General features: G+C 63.3%; 15 protein-coding genes. 5 read left to right on the top strand and 10 right to left on the bottom strand.

Annotated elements, in window-relative coordinates; all coding sequences use genetic code 11:
- Position 1: 1 nt before the first annotated feature.
- Complete coding sequence (locus LJE98_RS09745) at positions 2 to 1,012, bottom strand: DUF2125 domain-containing protein (protein WP_229575029.1); 1,011 nt, start codon at positions 1,010 to 1,012, stop codon at positions 2 to 4.
- Positions 1,013 to 1,060: 48 nt separating this feature from the next.
- Between LJE98_RS09745 and LJE98_RS09740 the strand changes: the two genes are divergently transcribed.
- Positions 1,061 to 1,594, top strand: coding sequence for a gamma-glutamylcyclotransferase (locus LJE98_RS09740; protein ID WP_229575028.1), 534 nt, complete (start codon positions 1,061 to 1,063; stop codon positions 1,592 to 1,594).
- An 11-nt stretch (positions 1,595 to 1,605) separates the two neighbouring features.
- Here the strand turns inward: LJE98_RS09740 and LJE98_RS09735 are convergent, their stop codons facing one another.
- From LJE98_RS09735 to ftsE, 4 genes are all read right to left on the bottom strand, one after another.
- Positions 1,606 to 2,403 carry a lysophospholipid acyltransferase family protein gene (locus LJE98_RS09735; protein ID WP_229575027.1) on the bottom strand — a complete coding sequence of 266 codons (798 nt, stop codon included), beginning with the start codon at positions 2,401 to 2,403 and terminating at the stop codon, positions 1,606 to 1,608.
- 81 nt (positions 2,404 to 2,484) lie between these two features.
- The gene (locus LJE98_RS09730; RefSeq protein WP_229575026.1) at positions 2,485 to 3,210 is read right to left on the bottom strand and encodes a YdcF family protein; all 726 of its coding nucleotides are present in this window, start codon (positions 3,208 to 3,210) and stop codon (positions 2,485 to 2,487) included.
- A gap of 76 nt (positions 3,211 to 3,286) precedes the next feature.
- Positions 3,287 to 4,285, bottom strand: coding sequence for a cell division protein FtsX (locus LJE98_RS09725; protein ID WP_229575025.1), 999 nt, complete (start codon positions 4,283 to 4,285; stop codon positions 3,287 to 3,289).
- Positions 4,278 to 4,937, bottom strand: coding sequence for a cell division ATP-binding protein FtsE (gene ftsE / locus LJE98_RS09720; protein ID WP_229575024.1), 660 nt, complete (start codon positions 4,935 to 4,937; stop codon positions 4,278 to 4,280). The genes LJE98_RS09725 and ftsE overlap by 8 nt, the downstream gene beginning before the upstream one ends.
- A gap of 198 nt (positions 4,938 to 5,135) precedes the next feature.
- Here ftsE and LJE98_RS09715 point away from each other — a divergent pair, with 198 nt between their 5' ends.
- The 3 genes from LJE98_RS09715 to LJE98_RS09705 all read left to right on the top strand — a co-directional run bounded on the left by LJE98_RS09715 (position 5,136) and on the right by LJE98_RS09705 (position 6,921).
- On the top strand, positions 5,136 to 5,786 hold the full coding sequence (locus LJE98_RS09715; RefSeq protein WP_229575023.1) for a hypothetical protein: 651 nt from the start codon (positions 5,136 to 5,138) through the stop codon (positions 5,784 to 5,786).
- Between the two features lie 82 nt (positions 5,787 to 5,868).
- Positions 5,869 to 6,411 (top strand): hypoxanthine phosphoribosyltransferase, encoded by a 543-nt coding sequence (gene hpt, locus LJE98_RS09710; RefSeq protein ID WP_229575022.1) that lies wholly within the window; start codon positions 5,869 to 5,871, stop codon positions 6,409 to 6,411.
- A 150-nt stretch (positions 6,412 to 6,561) separates the two neighbouring features.
- Positions 6,562 to 6,921, top strand: coding sequence for a response regulator (locus tag LJE98_RS09705; protein WP_229575021.1), 360 nt, complete (start codon positions 6,562 to 6,564; stop codon positions 6,919 to 6,921).
- Between the two features lie 11 nt (positions 6,922 to 6,932).
- On the opposite strand, the gene LJE98_RS09700 is transcribed toward LJE98_RS09705, so the two are convergent.
- Positions 6,933 to 7,568 carry a TetR/AcrR family transcriptional regulator gene (locus LJE98_RS09700; RefSeq protein ID WP_229575020.1) on the bottom strand — a complete coding sequence of 212 codons (636 nt, stop codon included), beginning with the start codon at positions 7,566 to 7,568 and terminating at the stop codon, positions 6,933 to 6,935.
- A 69-nt stretch (positions 7,569 to 7,637) separates the two neighbouring features.
- Here LJE98_RS09700 and LJE98_RS09695 point away from each other — a divergent pair, with 69 nt between their 5' ends.
- Entirely contained in the window at positions 7,638 to 8,360 is a 723-nt protein-coding gene (locus tag LJE98_RS09695) for an SDR family oxidoreductase (protein WP_229575019.1), read from the top strand.
- Between the two features lie 33 nt (positions 8,361 to 8,393).
- Here LJE98_RS09695 and LJE98_RS09690 read toward each other — a convergent pair whose 3' ends face one another.
- From LJE98_RS09690 to argH, 4 genes are all read right to left on the bottom strand, one after another.
- The gene (locus LJE98_RS09690; protein WP_229575018.1) at positions 8,394 to 11,066 is read right to left on the bottom strand and encodes a TIGR02302 family protein; all 2,673 of its coding nucleotides are present in this window, start codon (positions 11,064 to 11,066) and stop codon (positions 8,394 to 8,396) included.
- Positions 11,067 to 11,200: 134 nt separating this feature from the next.
- A complete protein-coding gene (gene lysA, locus LJE98_RS09685; RefSeq protein ID WP_229575017.1) occupies positions 11,201 to 12,469 on the bottom strand; it encodes a diaminopimelate decarboxylase in 1,269 nt (422 codons plus the stop codon).
- A 13-nt stretch (positions 12,470 to 12,482) separates the two neighbouring features.
- The gene (gene lptM / locus LJE98_RS09680; protein WP_229575016.1) at positions 12,483 to 12,671 is read right to left on the bottom strand and encodes an LPS translocon maturation chaperone LptM; all 189 of its coding nucleotides are present in this window, start codon (positions 12,669 to 12,671) and stop codon (positions 12,483 to 12,485) included.
- Positions 12,672 to 12,768: 97 nt separating this feature from the next.
- Positions 12,769 to 14,172: an argininosuccinate lyase gene (gene argH, locus LJE98_RS09675; RefSeq protein WP_229575015.1), complete on the bottom strand. Its 1,404-nt coding sequence runs from the start codon at positions 14,170 to 14,172 to the stop codon at positions 12,769 to 12,771.
- Between the last annotated feature and the right edge of the window lie 2 nt (positions 14,173 to 14,174).

Here is a 14,174-nt window from a genome sequence, read left to right as displayed (position 1 = left end):
CTCAGAGCGGCGGGATCTGTCCAAGCGGGATGAAACCGAGGGCGGCCACGCCGTTCTGGATGGTGATTTCGGCCTCGCTGTTGTCACGGCCGAACGCGAGGGCCCGAAGCACGTTGGCGACATTGTCGATCATGTCGGCCTCTTCCGGATAGGCTGTTTTCATGGCATCGCGCCAGGCACGGACCTGTTCGACTTCGACCTTGATGCGCCCGGAAATCAGCCCGTCCTCGCCCACTTCGAAGGGGCCGCTCAGGGTCAGCACCCGGCCTTCACCGAGATCGACGACCATCCGGCGGATCTCGCCACGGGTGCCGTAGAGCCGCTGGTCCTGCGCCACCCGCGGGTCGAGCAGGCCCCCCTTGTCGGCAAGCGTCGCATCGAGGCTCGTCGAGATCGGCGGCAGTGCGATCTTTTCCCCCCCGACGGACACGACCATATCACGCACCAATGTCGCATAGTCGAGGTTGCCCTCGTTCTGGCGTACGTGCGACTGGGCGCTGGGCGCTGTCACCTGCAAAGCCAGACTGGAGGCTGTCGAGGTCACCGTCGCGTTCAGCCCCTCCAGCATCAGCGAGCTGCGCGACAGGCCGGAAAGGCCGATGCGGAAGCTCGACTGCATGTTGGTCCAATCGAGTGCCGTATTGAAGCCAAGCGCGGAGCGGATCTCGGCCGGTGCATCCATCTCCCAGACGATGTGGCCCGGATTGTAGATCTGGGCTGCCGCCCGCACCGGGCCGAAGGAGGCCGCGACGCCCTGGAAGTGATCGTCGACTGTGAGCCGCGAGCAATTGAGACGGAAGCGGAAGGGATAGCCGCCCATCGTTGCGTCTTCGCAGGATGCGGTGACGCCTGCCGGATTTCCGCCGCCGAAGAAGGCCAGAATGCGATTCTTCAGGAATTCTGCAGCGAAATACCACCCGACGCTATAGACAGCGATGACGAGGACGATCAAAACCCCGAGCCGGACGACCTTTCGGCTGATCGGGCTTTCCGGCGCGGTCGACATGGCCATGGTTGCTCCTCGTTGCGATCACTGCTGTGACTTGGATTGGCGTGCGATATGGACGAATTTTGGGTCTTTGGCTACGGCTCGCTGATGTGGAATCCGGGCTTCCCCTATCAAGAGCGGGTACTTGCCCATCTCGGCGGCTATCGCCGTGCGCTCTGTGTCCGGTCCTATGTCCATCGCGGGACGCAAGAGCGTCCGGGTCTCGTGCTCGGGCTCGACCGGGGTGGTTCCTGCAAGGGTGTCGCCTTTCGCGTGGCGCCTTCCGACTGGCAGTCCACGGTGGACTATCTGCGTGAACGCGAGCTGGTCACCAGTGTCTATCTCGAACGCCATGTCCGCACCCGTGTCGCCGATGGACGCGAGATCCGCGCCCTGACCTATGTCATCGACCGAGCCCATCCGCAGTATGCAGGCGCCATCACCGTCGAGGCGGCGGCCCGCATCGTCGAGGGCGCTGTGGGCCGGTCCGGTCCCAATCCGGTCTACGTCGCCAATACGGTCGCGCATCTGCGAGAACTCGGGATTCGCGACCACTGGCTCGAAAGCGTGGCATCGGCGATCGTCCCGGATCCGTCCGGAGACTGATCGTCTTCTTCCTAGGAATGCGTCTGGCGCGCTTCGAGTTCCTTCAGCCTGTTGACGGCGGTTGGCGGCAGCGGCAGATCAGGGTTCTCCCTCGCCGTTTTCACCAGCAATTCGTCGCTTGCCGCCTCCAGCCGCTGCATCAGCGTCTCATGGAAAACGTCGGGGTCGAGACCCGGCTCGATCGGTGGCAGGATGCGCACGACGAAATGTCCCGGAAAGCGCAGGAACTTGCGGCGCGGCCAGAACAGGCCGGGATGCATGGCAACCGGCACGACCGGCACATTGATGTCCCGGTAGAGGCGCGCGATGCCATATTTGTAGTCCGGCGCTGCACCCGGCGGGCGCCGTGTACCTTCGGGATAGATGATCAGCTGACGGCCGTTCGCCATTTCCAGCTTGGTGCGCTCGATCACCTGCGCCATCACCTTGCCCTTGGCGCCGCGATTGACCGGAATCATGCGCTGTTTGGCCACATACCAGCCGAAGATCGGGATCCACATCAATTCGCGCTTGAGAATATAGACCGGGTCATCCAGCCAGGGCAGCAGCGCATAGGTGTCCCAGAAAGACTGATGTTTCGGGGCAAGAATATAACCACCGCTTTTCGGGATGTTTTCCAGTCCCTCCACAGTGAAGGTCGTGCCGACGATCTTCTCCATCAGCCAGTGGTTGGAGCGCGCCCAGTCCTTCGGCACAAAGAAGGCCTTCTTGCGCGGCAGCAGGAAATAGATCGGTGACAGCACGATCATCCTGAGGATCAGATTTGCATAGAAGGCGATGTTGAAGAGGATTGAACGCAGTTGGATCATATCATGTGGCTCTCGAGGGCGGGCAAAGACGTGCTTAGAGGAAAACTGCGATGAGCAAAAGCGCTCGCTTGCGCTGATCCGTCAGGAGCTGCGGCCAGATTCGGTGATTTCGCCTTCCGGGCGCAGTCCCTGGTCCCGGCTCCAGCCGGTCACGCCCCGGACATAGGCGACAACCGTCTTGACATATTCCGCCAGCATGGTGCGCATCGCGTCCGGCTCGCTGTACCAGGCCCGGGTCTTCAGGTCGGCGTTCACCACGGGGTAGCCGATGAACTCGGTGTCTGGTGCGCCGCGCCGCAGTTCCATCAGGCTGCGGGCCAGATGGTAATTGCTGGTCACGACCAGAACGGAACCGTAGCCCTTGTCGCGGATCCAGATCGCCGTCTCGTTCGCATTGCCGATCGTGTCGATTGCACCGTAACCGATGTCCACGCAGCATTCGAAAACATCCGGCGAGGTTCGCGTCGCCTTGCGGATCTGGCCGGGCGTCGTTGCCGGATTGACGCCCGAAATCAGCAGTCTTTCACCGTAGCCGCGCTTCAAAAGGTCGATCGCCTGCTCGATTCGCTGATAGCCGCCGGTCAGCACAACGATTGCATCGGCCTTCACCGTCTCGGGCGGTCGCATGCCGGTGACCGAATCAGCAAAGACGAGGAAGCCAGCCACGAGCACGGCCGTGCACAGGATGACAAGCATGCCGCCATAGCGCAAAACCCTGCGGATCAGGCCTTTCCGCGCGAAAAGGCCGGCGTCCGAACGGGGCCGGTCGCCGTCTCGCAATGGTTGATTTGGCGTCATGCGATCCATGCTCATTGCCCGTGATTAGCCGGGATTTCCCACAGCGAACAGGCGGCTTTAAGGCAAGTCAACATGCGAGTTTTCGTTAGTCGTCCAGCAAGCCGTCGGTGCGGGCCGGATCCGAGCGGATCAGGTCGATTTCGTAGATCGTCCGCATCACCGTCAACCGTGCCGTGATCGTGGTCAAAAGCGCGATGACGACCATGGTCGCGAAAATGCCGACATAACCTCCCCAGCCAATGGTGAAGGTGCCGAAGAGCGCGGTCGCCTGGTCACTTTCCGGGGTCGCCAGCGAGCGACTCTGCCAGAAACCGGCCAGCGCGAAGAAGACTGCGGCGAGCAGGCCGCCGGCTGCCGCCCCCTTGAGGCTGATCTTCAGGAAGTGCTTCTGGAACTCCTGCGCGACGAAGCTTCCTTCGGCGCCGACGAAGTGCAGCACTTCGATGATGTGGCGGTTGCCGGACAGGGCGCCGCGGGTCGCGAAGACCACGGTCAGCACCATGGCCGTGAAGACGAGGATGAGGATGCCGGAGCCAATCAGCACCGTCGTGCTTGCCATCTGCACCAGTCGGTCGACCCAGGTGCGGTGATCGTCGAGGAATGCCTGCGGCACCTCCACCTTCAGCAGCGCGCGCATGGCCTCGAAATCCGGCGGATTGCTCTCGTCGATGGTGATGACGATCAGCCGAGGAACCGGCAGGTCCTCCAGGTTCAATCCGGTGCCCAGCCAGGGTTCGAGCAGGCGGGCCGTTGCGCTGTCGTCCATGATCTGGCCGTCGCGTGTGCCGACAAAGGTCAGCGCCAGGTCGCGGGCCTTGACGAGCGCTGCCCCCATGTCGAGCCCGTCTGCGGGCGTGATCTGGATGGTGATTTCGCGGGAAATCTCGCTTTGCCAGCTGGATGCCGTCGCGCGCACCATGGAAACGCCGCCAAGCGTCAGGCAGGCGAGGAAGGCCATGATGGCGATCACCACCATCAGGGCATTGCCCTGGATGTTCGACGGCGGCAGGATCGGGCCGGTCGGCCGCACTGTCATCTCGACGCGGCGCTTCTTCTGGCCGGGATTTGGGGTGATCTCATTCATAGATGTCGAGCCGCCCGTCGGTGAGGATCATCCGTCGCGCATCCACCTGGTCCATCAGCGCGAGATCGTGGGTCGCGATGACCACCGCCGTGCCGAGGCGGTTGAGTTCCAGGAAAAGGCTCAAAAGCCGGCGCGCCATGGGCGGATCGACATTGCCCGTCGGCTCGTCGGCGAGCAGGATTTCCGGCCGGTCGATCAGGGCGCGGGCAATCGCCACGCGTTGCTTTTCCCCACCCGAAAGCACCGGCGGCAGCACGTTGATGCGCTCGCCGAGACCCACCCATTTCAGGAGCTCGATGACATCCTGCTTGTAGGTCTGTTCCGCCTTGCCGCGCACACGCAGCGGCAGCGCCACGTTCTCATACGTGGTCAGATGGTCGAGCAGGCGAAAATCCTGGAAGACGATGCCGACGCGGCGGCGCAGCATGGGCAGTTCGCCGCGCGGAATGCTGGTGATGTCGCGGCCGAAGCTCTTGATCAGTCCGCGCGTCGGCTGCAGGGACATGAAGAGCAGCCGCAACAGCGTCGTCTTGCCGGCGCCGGACGGGCCAGTCAGGAACTGGAAGGACCCTTTCGGCAGGTCGAAGGTCAGGTCGCGGAGGATCTCCGGTCCCATTCCATAGCGCAGGCCGACATTTTCGAAATGGATCAAAGGGGGCCCAGTCTGAGATGTCCGAGGTTTGGGGCTCGTAAACGAAGATCGTCAACGGCCGGTAAACATGCTTCCCGATTCCAGGCTTTTCCGCCCGTGTTTCCGAAGCATTAACCATTTGAATTTACGTCTGGAGAGGATTCGTTTCAACCGCCGACTTTCGGGTATCCGATTTGGCTGTGCGAAAGGTCCGCACGCATGAGCGCTTTCCGTCATCAGAAGCAGGCCGCAGCTGCGGACCTCGACCTCCTGCCGCCGGATCGTGCCCGCCGCCGGATCGAGCCCCATCAGCGCATGGGGCGTGCCGATGTCGTCGATGCGCAATTCATCACCGTGCGCGAGACTCCGAAGCCGTCGCCGCGTCCGTCCGCCGCCCCGTTCTCGGCGCCGGCGCCCTCTGATCTCCGCGCTTTGCTGCGCAGGGGGATTGAACGCGTCGAAACCCGGCTTCAACAACTCTCGGATGTCGCCTTCTCGCTTCTGGTCGCCATCGCCTTCGTGTCCATGTTTTCCCTCGCCGGCCAGCTTGTTTTCGGCGGCGGCGAACATCCCGAGATCGCTGCCAAGCCGCTCGATTTCACCCATGTGAACCTCACGCCGCAGGATCGCAACGGCATGCGGGTTCTGCTGCTCAACGCCATCCTTGAGAACCGCACCGGCCGTGCGGTGACCCTGCCCAAGCTCCGGGCCGATCTCCTGCTCGATGGGCAGGTTGTCGCCAGCACCTATATAGAGCCACCGGTGGCAAGCCTCGATGGCGGTGAGAGCCGCGGGATCGTCACCCGGCTTCAGCATCCTGGTGGAAAAACGCCGGAAGTCCGGCTTTCCTTCGAAGAGGCGGGTGTCTAACAGGCTCCCGTGTGCTAAGGGCCTTGCCTTTCCGGCAGGTTGCCGGCTCAAGGACCTCAGGTCGACACGCTAGGAGTTTCCCATGCCCGTTGTTCGCGGAAAGAATATCGAACCGCTCTTTACCGCCGAGCAGATCCGGCAGCGCAATCTCGAACTCGCACAGGATATCATCAAGGGTCCCTGCGACGACCTTCTGGTCATCTCGGTGCTCAAGGGTTCCTTCATCTTCGCCGCAGACCTCATTCGTGCGTTGCATGACGTGGGCCTGGCGCCTGAAGTCGAGTTCATCACCCTGTCCAGCTATGGCACAGGCACGGTCTCCCAGGGCGTGAAGATCATCAAGGACATCGACAGTGACGTGAAGGGGCGCAATATCCTCCTCATCGACGATATTCTCGAGTCCGGTCGCACCCTGCTATTCGCCAAGGAACTGATGTATGAGCGCGGCGCCGCCAGTGTCACGATCGCCGTTCTTCTCGACAAGAAAGTGAAGCGGAAAGAAGTATTTGAGGCCGATTACGTCGGTTTCGAATGCCCCGACTACTTCGTCGTCGGCTATGGCATGGACGTGGCCTATGCATTCCGCGAACTGCCCTTTGTCGGCGTGGTCACGGGCGACGCCTGACCCGTCCCGCAAGGGGACATCGCACCACCCGACGGCAGTGAGCTGTTAACCATCGCGCGGGACGAAGCGTCCCGCGTTTACCACTCGACAAGGAAAGTCTGGTGATTTGCCTCTCGCAAGGCTCAAAAGACGCGGGAGTAGTATTCAACCATGGCGAGAATCCTCATCACCGAAGACGAAGACTCCCTGCGCTCCTTCGTCGCCCGGGCGCTTCGCCTCGACGGCCATGAAACGCACGAAGCCGCCGATGGCGCCGAAGGCCTGGAAAAGCTTTCGGAAGGTGCCTTCGATCTTTTGCTGTCGGATATCCGCATGCCCGTGATGGACGGCATCGAGCTCGCCCATCGCGCCCATTCCGAATTTCCCGAGATGAAGATCCTGCTGATGACGGGCTATGCGGAACAGCGCGAGCGTGCCGACGACCTTTCGGCGAAGATCGTCGATGTCGTCTCCAAGCCTTTCGCCCTGCCTGATATCCGCAAGGCCGTGGCTTCGGCGCTCTCTGGCTGAAGTCCCCGGTCCTACCGAGGGCCTGACACTGCTTCGATATAGGCCCGGCACATGAGCGCGAGCTGTTGCATGATGCCGGCTGCCTCCTGGTCTGCGAGTTGCCGCTCGAAAGCATTGCGCACCGCACCGAAGATGGTCGTCACCAGCGTGCGATTGACCAGCGCCAGGTCCTGAAAGCAGCTGTCGCTGGCGCTTTCCAGCATCCCGGTCGTTGCGGAATCGACCCTTTGGGCGAAACTCTCGATCAGGGCAGAATTGTCGAGATCGGCAACCGAACGGTAGAGCGCACGCGTCACCTCCGGCCTTTCCGTCTTTGCCTGCCAATAGGTCTCGATCAGGGCCACGACCATCATGCCGGCCGACGCGCCGTGCTGCTGGCGGCAGGTGGCTTCGATCCTCTCGGCGAGAATGTCCAGGTAGCGCTCGTTGAGCGCATGGATCAGGGCCCGCTTCTGCGGAAAATACTGGTACATGGTGCCAACCGAGACGCCGGCGCGTTCGGCCACACGCGTGGTCGTCAGCCGCTGTGGTCCGTCGCTCAGCAAAACCTGAATGGTCGCCTCGTAGATCGCATCCACGGTCGCGGCCGCGCGGGCCTGACGCGGCCTTTTCCGGGGGGAAAGCGACTGTGGCGTGACCGGTGCCAAATGCGAATCCTCAAACTGAACGATCCTTCATATTATGCCGGCTCATCGTCAGCAACGGAAGGACCATTCATGACAGAAATATCGATTGCCCTCATCACGGGTGCAAACAAGGGGATAGGCCTGGAGATCGCGCGTCAGCTGGCCGCTTCAGGGGTGCATGTGATCATGGCCGCGCGTGACCCGCAGAAGCTTGCCGTTGAAGCTGAGCATCTCGCCCGGAGCGGCCGATCCGTCTCTGTCGTGCCGCTCGATCTCCTCGATCAGGCTTCCATCAGTTCTGCCGCACGGTCTGTCGCGGAGGAATTCGGCCGTCTCGACGTCCTCGTCAACAATGCCGGCATATTCGATTTCGCCGATGGCCCGCCGGATACGGCTTCGCTCGATGCCGTGCGCCGGGTCATGGAAACCAATTTCCTCGGCACGCTAGCTGTCACGCAGGCCATGCTGCCGCTGTTGCACAAGTCACAGGAGGCGCGGATCGTCAATCTGGCGAGTTCGCTCGGGTCGCTCCGTGTCAACAGCGATCCGACCTCGCCCTACTATGCTGCACGCTTCATCGGCTACAATGCCTCGAAGGCTGCGCTCAACATGCTGACCATCCAGCTGCATGAAATACTGAAGGACGCCGGGATCACGGTGAATTCCGTCAGCCCGGGTTTCGTGAAGACAGATCTGACCGGCCAAGGCTTCATGACGCCCGAAGAGGGGGCAAGGCTTCCCGTGCTGTTCGCCCTGGGCCAGAGGGGCGGCTCGGGAGGCTTTCACGAGCCGGACGGCGTGACACCCTGGTGACCAGGCGCCGTCGCTCCAGTGAGGCCTCAGGCCTCACTGGATGTCGAGCAGCCGTTCCAGGTAGCGCCGTTCGATCTCGGGGCTCGTGTTCTCGCCGAGCTTCTCGCGAATGGCTTCAAGGATCTCGCGGGCGCGCTGGACGTCGATCTCGTCGGGAACCTTGACCTGTTCGCCGAAGTCGGGGCCGCTCGTGGCACGTGGACGACCGAGCGGGTCGCGGCCGTCCTGGTTGCCCTGGCCTTGACCCATTTGCGGGCCCTGGCCGCCTTGGCCCTGCTGCGCCTGCATCATCTGGTTCATCATGTCGCGAGCGCCCTGGCGGAGCGCCTCCATGGCGCGTCCCTGGCCCTCGACGGCCGGGCCACCCTGGCCCTGGCCCAGCGCTTCGCCGGCGCCCTGCATTTCTCCTTGTGCCTCGCCGAAGCCCGGACCCGGTTCCATGCCGAGGCCCTTGAGGCCTTCCTGCAAGTCGCCGAGCTGCTGGCCGAGTTGGTCCTGTTGCTCGCGCAGCTGTCGCAGAGCTTCGCGCAGCTGCTCGGCGGTCATGCCGTCGAGGTTCTGCTGACCCTGCTCGCCCTGTTGCTGCTCGCCCTGTTGCTGCTCGCCCTGTTGTTGCTGGCCTTCGGCGCCCTCTTCACCCTGCTGTGGATCGCCGCGCTGCATGCGGTCGCGCAGTGCCTGATCGAGGCGAAAGGTCTCGTCCATCAGCCGCTGCTGCTGCTGCATGATCTCGCCGAGCTTGTCGATCTGGCGACGGGCCTCGCTGCTCTGCTGCTGCTGGCCCTGTTGCGGCCGGCCGGCCTGCAGGTTGTTCATCATGCGCTGCAGTTCGGACAACAGCTGCTGGGCCTGGTCGCGATTGCCGGAGCGGGCGAGGTTTTCCAGCTGGTCGAGCATGTTGTCGAGATCCTGCTGGCGCAGCATGTTTTGGGCATTCTGCTGCGGTTCGCCCTGCTGGTTGGGCATGCGCTCGGCCAGCGCCTGAAGAAATTCCTGCATCGCGTTGCGCAGCTCTGCCATCAGCCGCTGGATCTCCTCGTCGGAGGCACCATTTTCCAACGCTTCGGACAGGGCCTGCTGGGCGTCCCGCAGCCGGCGTTCGGCAAGCGAAAGGTCACCATCCTCGATGCCGAGTGCGATTTCCCAGAGATAGTCCGCCGTGTCCTTCAGCCGTTCTTCGCCGCGTGCCATGTTCATGCGCGCCCGCGCGCTTTCGAGCGCGATGAAGTTGCCGAGGTCGGGGATGGTCTCGTCGGCGCGCAGGACCAGTGCCTCGTTGAAGGCGATCGCCCGCGGCATCTGACGGGTATCGAGCGCAAAGACCTGCCGCTGCTCCGCGACCGAGGCCGCGAGCGGTTCGCTGAAATTGCGCGCGGGCAATTGCATCTCGATCGGCTCGCTGCGGCCCGTCTGACCGGCGCCGTCTGTTGCAACAAGCGTGATCTCCACCATCTGGCCGGCGAGCGGGTGTTCGGTGATGTTGCGGCTCGCAACCCCCTTGGTGTCGCGGGCATTGTGCCGCGGCAGGTCGAGCTTGTATTCGGGCAGGGGGTAGAGCGGTGTGGCGCCCGGCTGCTCCTCGACCGGCACGATCTCGGCATGCGCCTTCTGCAGGCCGTAATCGTCCCTGGCGATGAAGGCGATTTCGAGCGCGCCATTGATCGCGCGGCGCGGCACGCCGTCGAAAGCGATCTCGGGGGCCTTGTCCGGCGTAACGCCAATCGTCCAGAGGCGGTCGGCGACGCGCAGTTCGCCCGCTTCCGCAAGTTCCAGTTCATGGGTGCGCGCCGTCATGGATGCGCTGGGCGCCGGCGCTGGCGCTGGTGGGGTCGGGACGGTCGTCTGACTGCTGGCGTCCATCTCGGAGCCGGCCGTGAGCGTACCGGCCGCATCGTCCTTCTCCGCCACGTCGAGGACTGTGCCGTCCGACTGCTGAACAAAGAGAACCTTCTCGTCGGAAACTCCGCCGCTGATGCGGACAGTGACCTTGGATTTCTGCGGTACGGTGACGCCGGCCGTGTCCTGTGTGCCGAGGCCCGAAAGAAAGACCGGCGGCTGGCCGGTATAACTCGGAGGCGTGATCCAGGCGTCGATGCGGATCGATGGCGCCTCGCTCTCCGGCACATGCTGTCGGAAGGCATCGGCGATGGAGCCGGCGCCGTTGGAGCCGGAATAGGCAAGGGCGGTGACAAAGAGCAGCGCCGGCACGGCGCGCAGCGCGTAACGGTCGTGGCGGGCGATGTCCGGCTGCGGCAGGCCGGCGTCGAGAGCTGCAATCCGTTCGGCCATGCGCCGCTGGTGCTCCTGCCAGAGCGCCCGGGCAAAGGGCGTGTCGGCCGCGATCTGGTCGTCCTGCACCGCGACCGGCTGGTGGGCAAGGCCGTTGCGCTCTTCGAGCAGCCGGTCGGCCTCGGAGATGCTCGGCAGCCTGAGCTTCAGGAAGGGCAGGAACGAGCCGACGAAGGCAAAGACGAGGATGAAGACGATCGCGAGGCGAAGGATGTCAGGCACTTCGCGGTAGACACCGAACCAGGCGAGCGAGACGAAGAGGGCGGCGGTGCCTGCGACCGGCAGGAAGAGCGGCAGCAGGCGCTCGGCAAACAGCACGGAGCGGGCGAGCACACGTTTGAGACCGACGCGACGTGCGAGCGCCGGGTCGTCCTTGAAGGCGCCTTTCCTGTGGCCGGCCGGGCGGGAAGAGCTCATCCGTCTGGTCTCCGAGTTCGCCACGCGTCAGGCACGGCGGATTGTTCTCGAAGATAGCAGTCTTTGTGGCGAAGACGAGGGCGGCCGGGACGAGGCAGGAGTTTTTCCCGCCTCATCGCCGAATTGTGAATGGATCAGGCCAGCCAGTCCGGCACCGAATCGAGCGCGATCAGATCGTCATAGCTCGGGCGCGGGCGAATCACGTGGAAGTCGTTGCCGTTGACCAGCACCTCCGGCACCAGCCGGCGGGTGTTGTAGGTGCCGGCCTGCACGGCGCCATAGGCGCCAGCGGAGCCTACCGCGATCAGATCGCCCGGCTTCGGCATGGCCATCTCCCGGTCGAGTGCCAGATAATCGCCGGTCTCGCAGACGGGTCCCACGACATCAGCCTTGATGCGCGGGGCATTCGCTGCCGAAATCACGACAGGCTTGATCTCGTGATAGGCCTCGTAAAGCGTCGGGCGGATCAGGTCGTTCATCGCGCCGTCGACGATGACGAAGGTCTTGTCGCCGCCGTCCTTCACGTAGATGACCTCGGTCACCAGAATGCCGGCATTGCCGACGATCAGGCGGCCGGGCTCGGTGACGATCCGGCAATTCAGGCTTGACAGCTGGTCCTTGACGATCCGGGCATAGGCGTCCGGCTCAGGCGGCGGATTGTTGTCGTCCTTGTAGGGAATGCCGAGGCCACCGCCGACGTCGACATGTTCGATCGTGTGACCGTCGCCACGCAGCGTTTCGACCAGTTCACGCAACAGGCCGAAGGCGTCTTCGAAGGGCTGCAGATCGGTGATCTGGCTGCCGATATGCATGTCGATACCGGTTACCTGAATGCCTTCCAGGCTTGCAGCACGCGCGTAAACGGCACGGGCGCGCTCGAAGGAAATGCCGAACTTGTTTTCCTTCTTGCCCGTCGAGATCTTGGCATGGGTCTTGGCGTCGACATCCGGATTGACGCGGAAGGACACATGCGCCTTCTTGCCGGCCTTGATGGCGCGCTGGTTCAGCACTTCCAGTTCCGGCTCGCTCTCGATGTTGAAGCAGTAGATTCCGGCTTCGAGGGCCAAATCCATCTCGCTCGGTGTCTTGCCGACGCCGGAGAACATGATGCGGCTTGCCGGAATGCCGGCGGCCAGCGCGCGGCGGAGTTCGCCTTCCGAGACCACGTCCACGCCGGCGCCGAGGCGACCCAGCGTCTTCAGGACGGCCTGGTTGGAATTCGCCTTCATGGCATAGCAGACGAGGGCGTCGACCCCGTCGAAAGCCTTGGAGAAGACCTTGTAGTGGCGCTCCAGCGTCGCGGTCGAATAGCAGTAGAAGGGCGTGCCGACGGCACGGGCGATCTCGGGAATGGCCACGCCCTCGGCGTAGAGGACGCCGTCGCGATACTCGAAGTGGTTCACGGGTTCAGCCCTGTCAAAGAAGCGGATCGAGGAGGAAGGGGGTGTCAGGAGTCTTTTCTGCCTCGACACCGCGCTTGTTCTGCTGGTCGACCGGCGTGCTCGGCGGGTCGAGATCGCCCTTGCGGCCGCAGGCGGACAGGGCCAGCGAGGCGGCCAGCACCAGAGAGAGCGTGAGCGTCGTGCGTTTCAGCGAATTCACCATGACCCGGTCCATAGAAATGTTGTTGTTCTAGGCTCTAGCGAAAAAAGGGGCGCTTGTGCACCCCTCTTGTCGTGATGTGTCCCGCAAGTGCGGGTGATCAGTTGCGCGCCCGCCACCAGGCGATCTGCTTGCGCACTTCCGAAGGCGCCGTGCCGCCAAAGCTCTTGCGGCTGGCAACCGAGGCTTCCACGGTCAAGACGTTGAAGACATCCGCGGTGATTGCCGCGTTGATGCCCTGCAGTTCGTCCAGCGAAAGCTCGGCCAGATCGCAGCCCTTCTTCTCGGCCAGGGCGACCGCATTGCCGGTCACATGATGGGCATCGCGGAAGGGAAGGCCGGCTTCGCGCACCAGCCAGTCGGCGAGGTCGGTTGCCGTCGAATAACCGGTGCCGGCGGCAGCCTTCATGCGGTCGGTGCGGATCGTCATGTCGGTGACCATGCCGGTCATGGCGGCAATCGCCAGTTCCAGGCTTTCAGCGGCGTCGAAGACCTGTTCCTTGTCTTCCTGCATATCCTTGGAATAGGCAAGCGGCAGGCCCTTCATGACGGTCAGCAGCGCAATCAGAGAGCCGTTGATGCGGCCGGTCTTGGCGCGCACCAGTTCGGCCGCATCCGGGTTCTTCTTCTGCGGCATGATCGAGGAGCCGGTCGAGAAGGCGTCCGACAGGCGGATGAAGCCGAATTGCGGCGTCGACCAGATGACGATCTCTTCGGCAAGCCGCGACAGGTGCACGGCGGCAATCGAGGCGATCGAGAGGAATTCCAGCGCGAAGTCGCGGTCGGAGACCGTGTCGATCGAATTGCGGGTCGGTTCGCGGAAGCCGAGTGCGGCCGCCGTCATGTGGCGGTCGATCGGATAACCGGTGCCGGCGAGTGCCGCTGCCCCGATCGGGCTCTCGTCCAGGTGTTCGATCGCGTGGCGCACGCGCTGGCGGTCGCGGCCAAACATCTCGACATAGGCCATGCAGTGATGACCGAAGGTCACCGGCTGGGCCGTCTGGAGATGGGTGAAGCCTGGCATGACCGTGTCGGCATGTTCTTCGGCGCGGTCGAGGAAGGCCGCGATCAGGCCGGACAAGGCTGCTTCGGTCTTCTGCAGTTCTTCTTTGACCCAGAGGCGGAAGTCGAGCGCCACCTGATCATTGCGCGAGCGGGCGGTATGCAGGCGACCGGCGGCCGGGCCGATCAGGTCGGCAAGGCGCGCCTCGATGTTCATATGGATGTCTTCGAGCTTGCGCGAGAAGGTGAAGCTTCCGCTTTCAATCTCTGACAGGATCGTGTCCAGGCCGTGAAGGATCTTGTCTTTATCTTCGGCCGAGATAATGCCTTGGTGCGCCAGCATGGTCGCATGCGCCTTTGAGCCGCGGATGTCCTGGGCGTAAAGCTTCTTGTCGAAACCGATGGAGGCATTTATCTCCTCCATGATGGCCGACGGGCCGGAGGCGAAGCGACCGCCCCACATCTGGTTGGAGGATTTGGTGTCTTTGGTTGCCTCGGCCATGG

The sequence above is a fragment of the Rhizobium sp. 'Codium 1' genome (assembly GCF_020889605.1).
Lineage (GTDB): Bacteria > Pseudomonadota > Alphaproteobacteria > Rhizobiales > Rhizobiaceae > Allorhizobium > Allorhizobium algae.
Note: the sequence above shows the minus strand (reverse complement) of the source record. Positions and strands in the feature narration are given on the sequence as shown.

Coding starts and splice junctions, on each gene's coding strand:
- LJE98_RS09745 (WP_229575029.1), bottom strand. CDS start 1,012: ATGGCCATGTCGACCGCGCCGGAAAGCCCGATCAGCCGAAAGGTCGTC.
- LJE98_RS09740 (WP_229575028.1), top strand. CDS start 1,061: ATGGACGAATTTTGGGTCTTTGGCTACGGCTCGCTGATGTGGAATCCG.
- LJE98_RS09735 (WP_229575027.1), bottom strand. CDS start 2,403: ATGATCCAACTGCGTTCAATCCTCTTCAACATCGCCTTCTATGCAAAT.
- LJE98_RS09730 (WP_229575026.1), bottom strand. CDS start 3,210: ATGGATCGCATGACGCCAAATCAACCATTGCGAGACGGCGACCGGCCC.
- LJE98_RS09725 (WP_229575025.1), bottom strand. CDS start 4,285: ATGAATGAGATCACCCCAAATCCCGGCCAGAAGAAGCGCCGCGTCGAG.
- LJE98_RS09715 (WP_229575023.1), top strand. CDS start 5,136: ATGAGCGCTTTCCGTCATCAGAAGCAGGCCGCAGCTGCGGACCTCGAC.
- hpt (WP_229575022.1), top strand. CDS start 5,869: ATGCCCGTTGTTCGCGGAAAGAATATCGAACCGCTCTTTACCGCCGAG.
- LJE98_RS09705 (WP_229575021.1), top strand. CDS start 6,562: ATGGCGAGAATCCTCATCACCGAAGACGAAGACTCCCTGCGCTCCTTC.
- LJE98_RS09695 (WP_229575019.1), top strand. CDS start 7,638: ATGACAGAAATATCGATTGCCCTCATCACGGGTGCAAACAAGGGGATA.
- LJE98_RS09690 (WP_229575018.1), bottom strand. CDS start 11,066: ATGAGCTCTTCCCGCCCGGCCGGCCACAGGAAAGGCGCCTTCAAGGAC.
- lptM (WP_229575016.1), bottom strand. CDS start 12,671: ATGGTGAATTCGCTGAAACGCACGACGCTCACGCTCTCTCTGGTGCTG.
- argH (WP_229575015.1), bottom strand. CDS start 14,172: ATGGCCGAGGCAACCAAAGACACCAAATCCTCCAACCAGATGTGGGGC.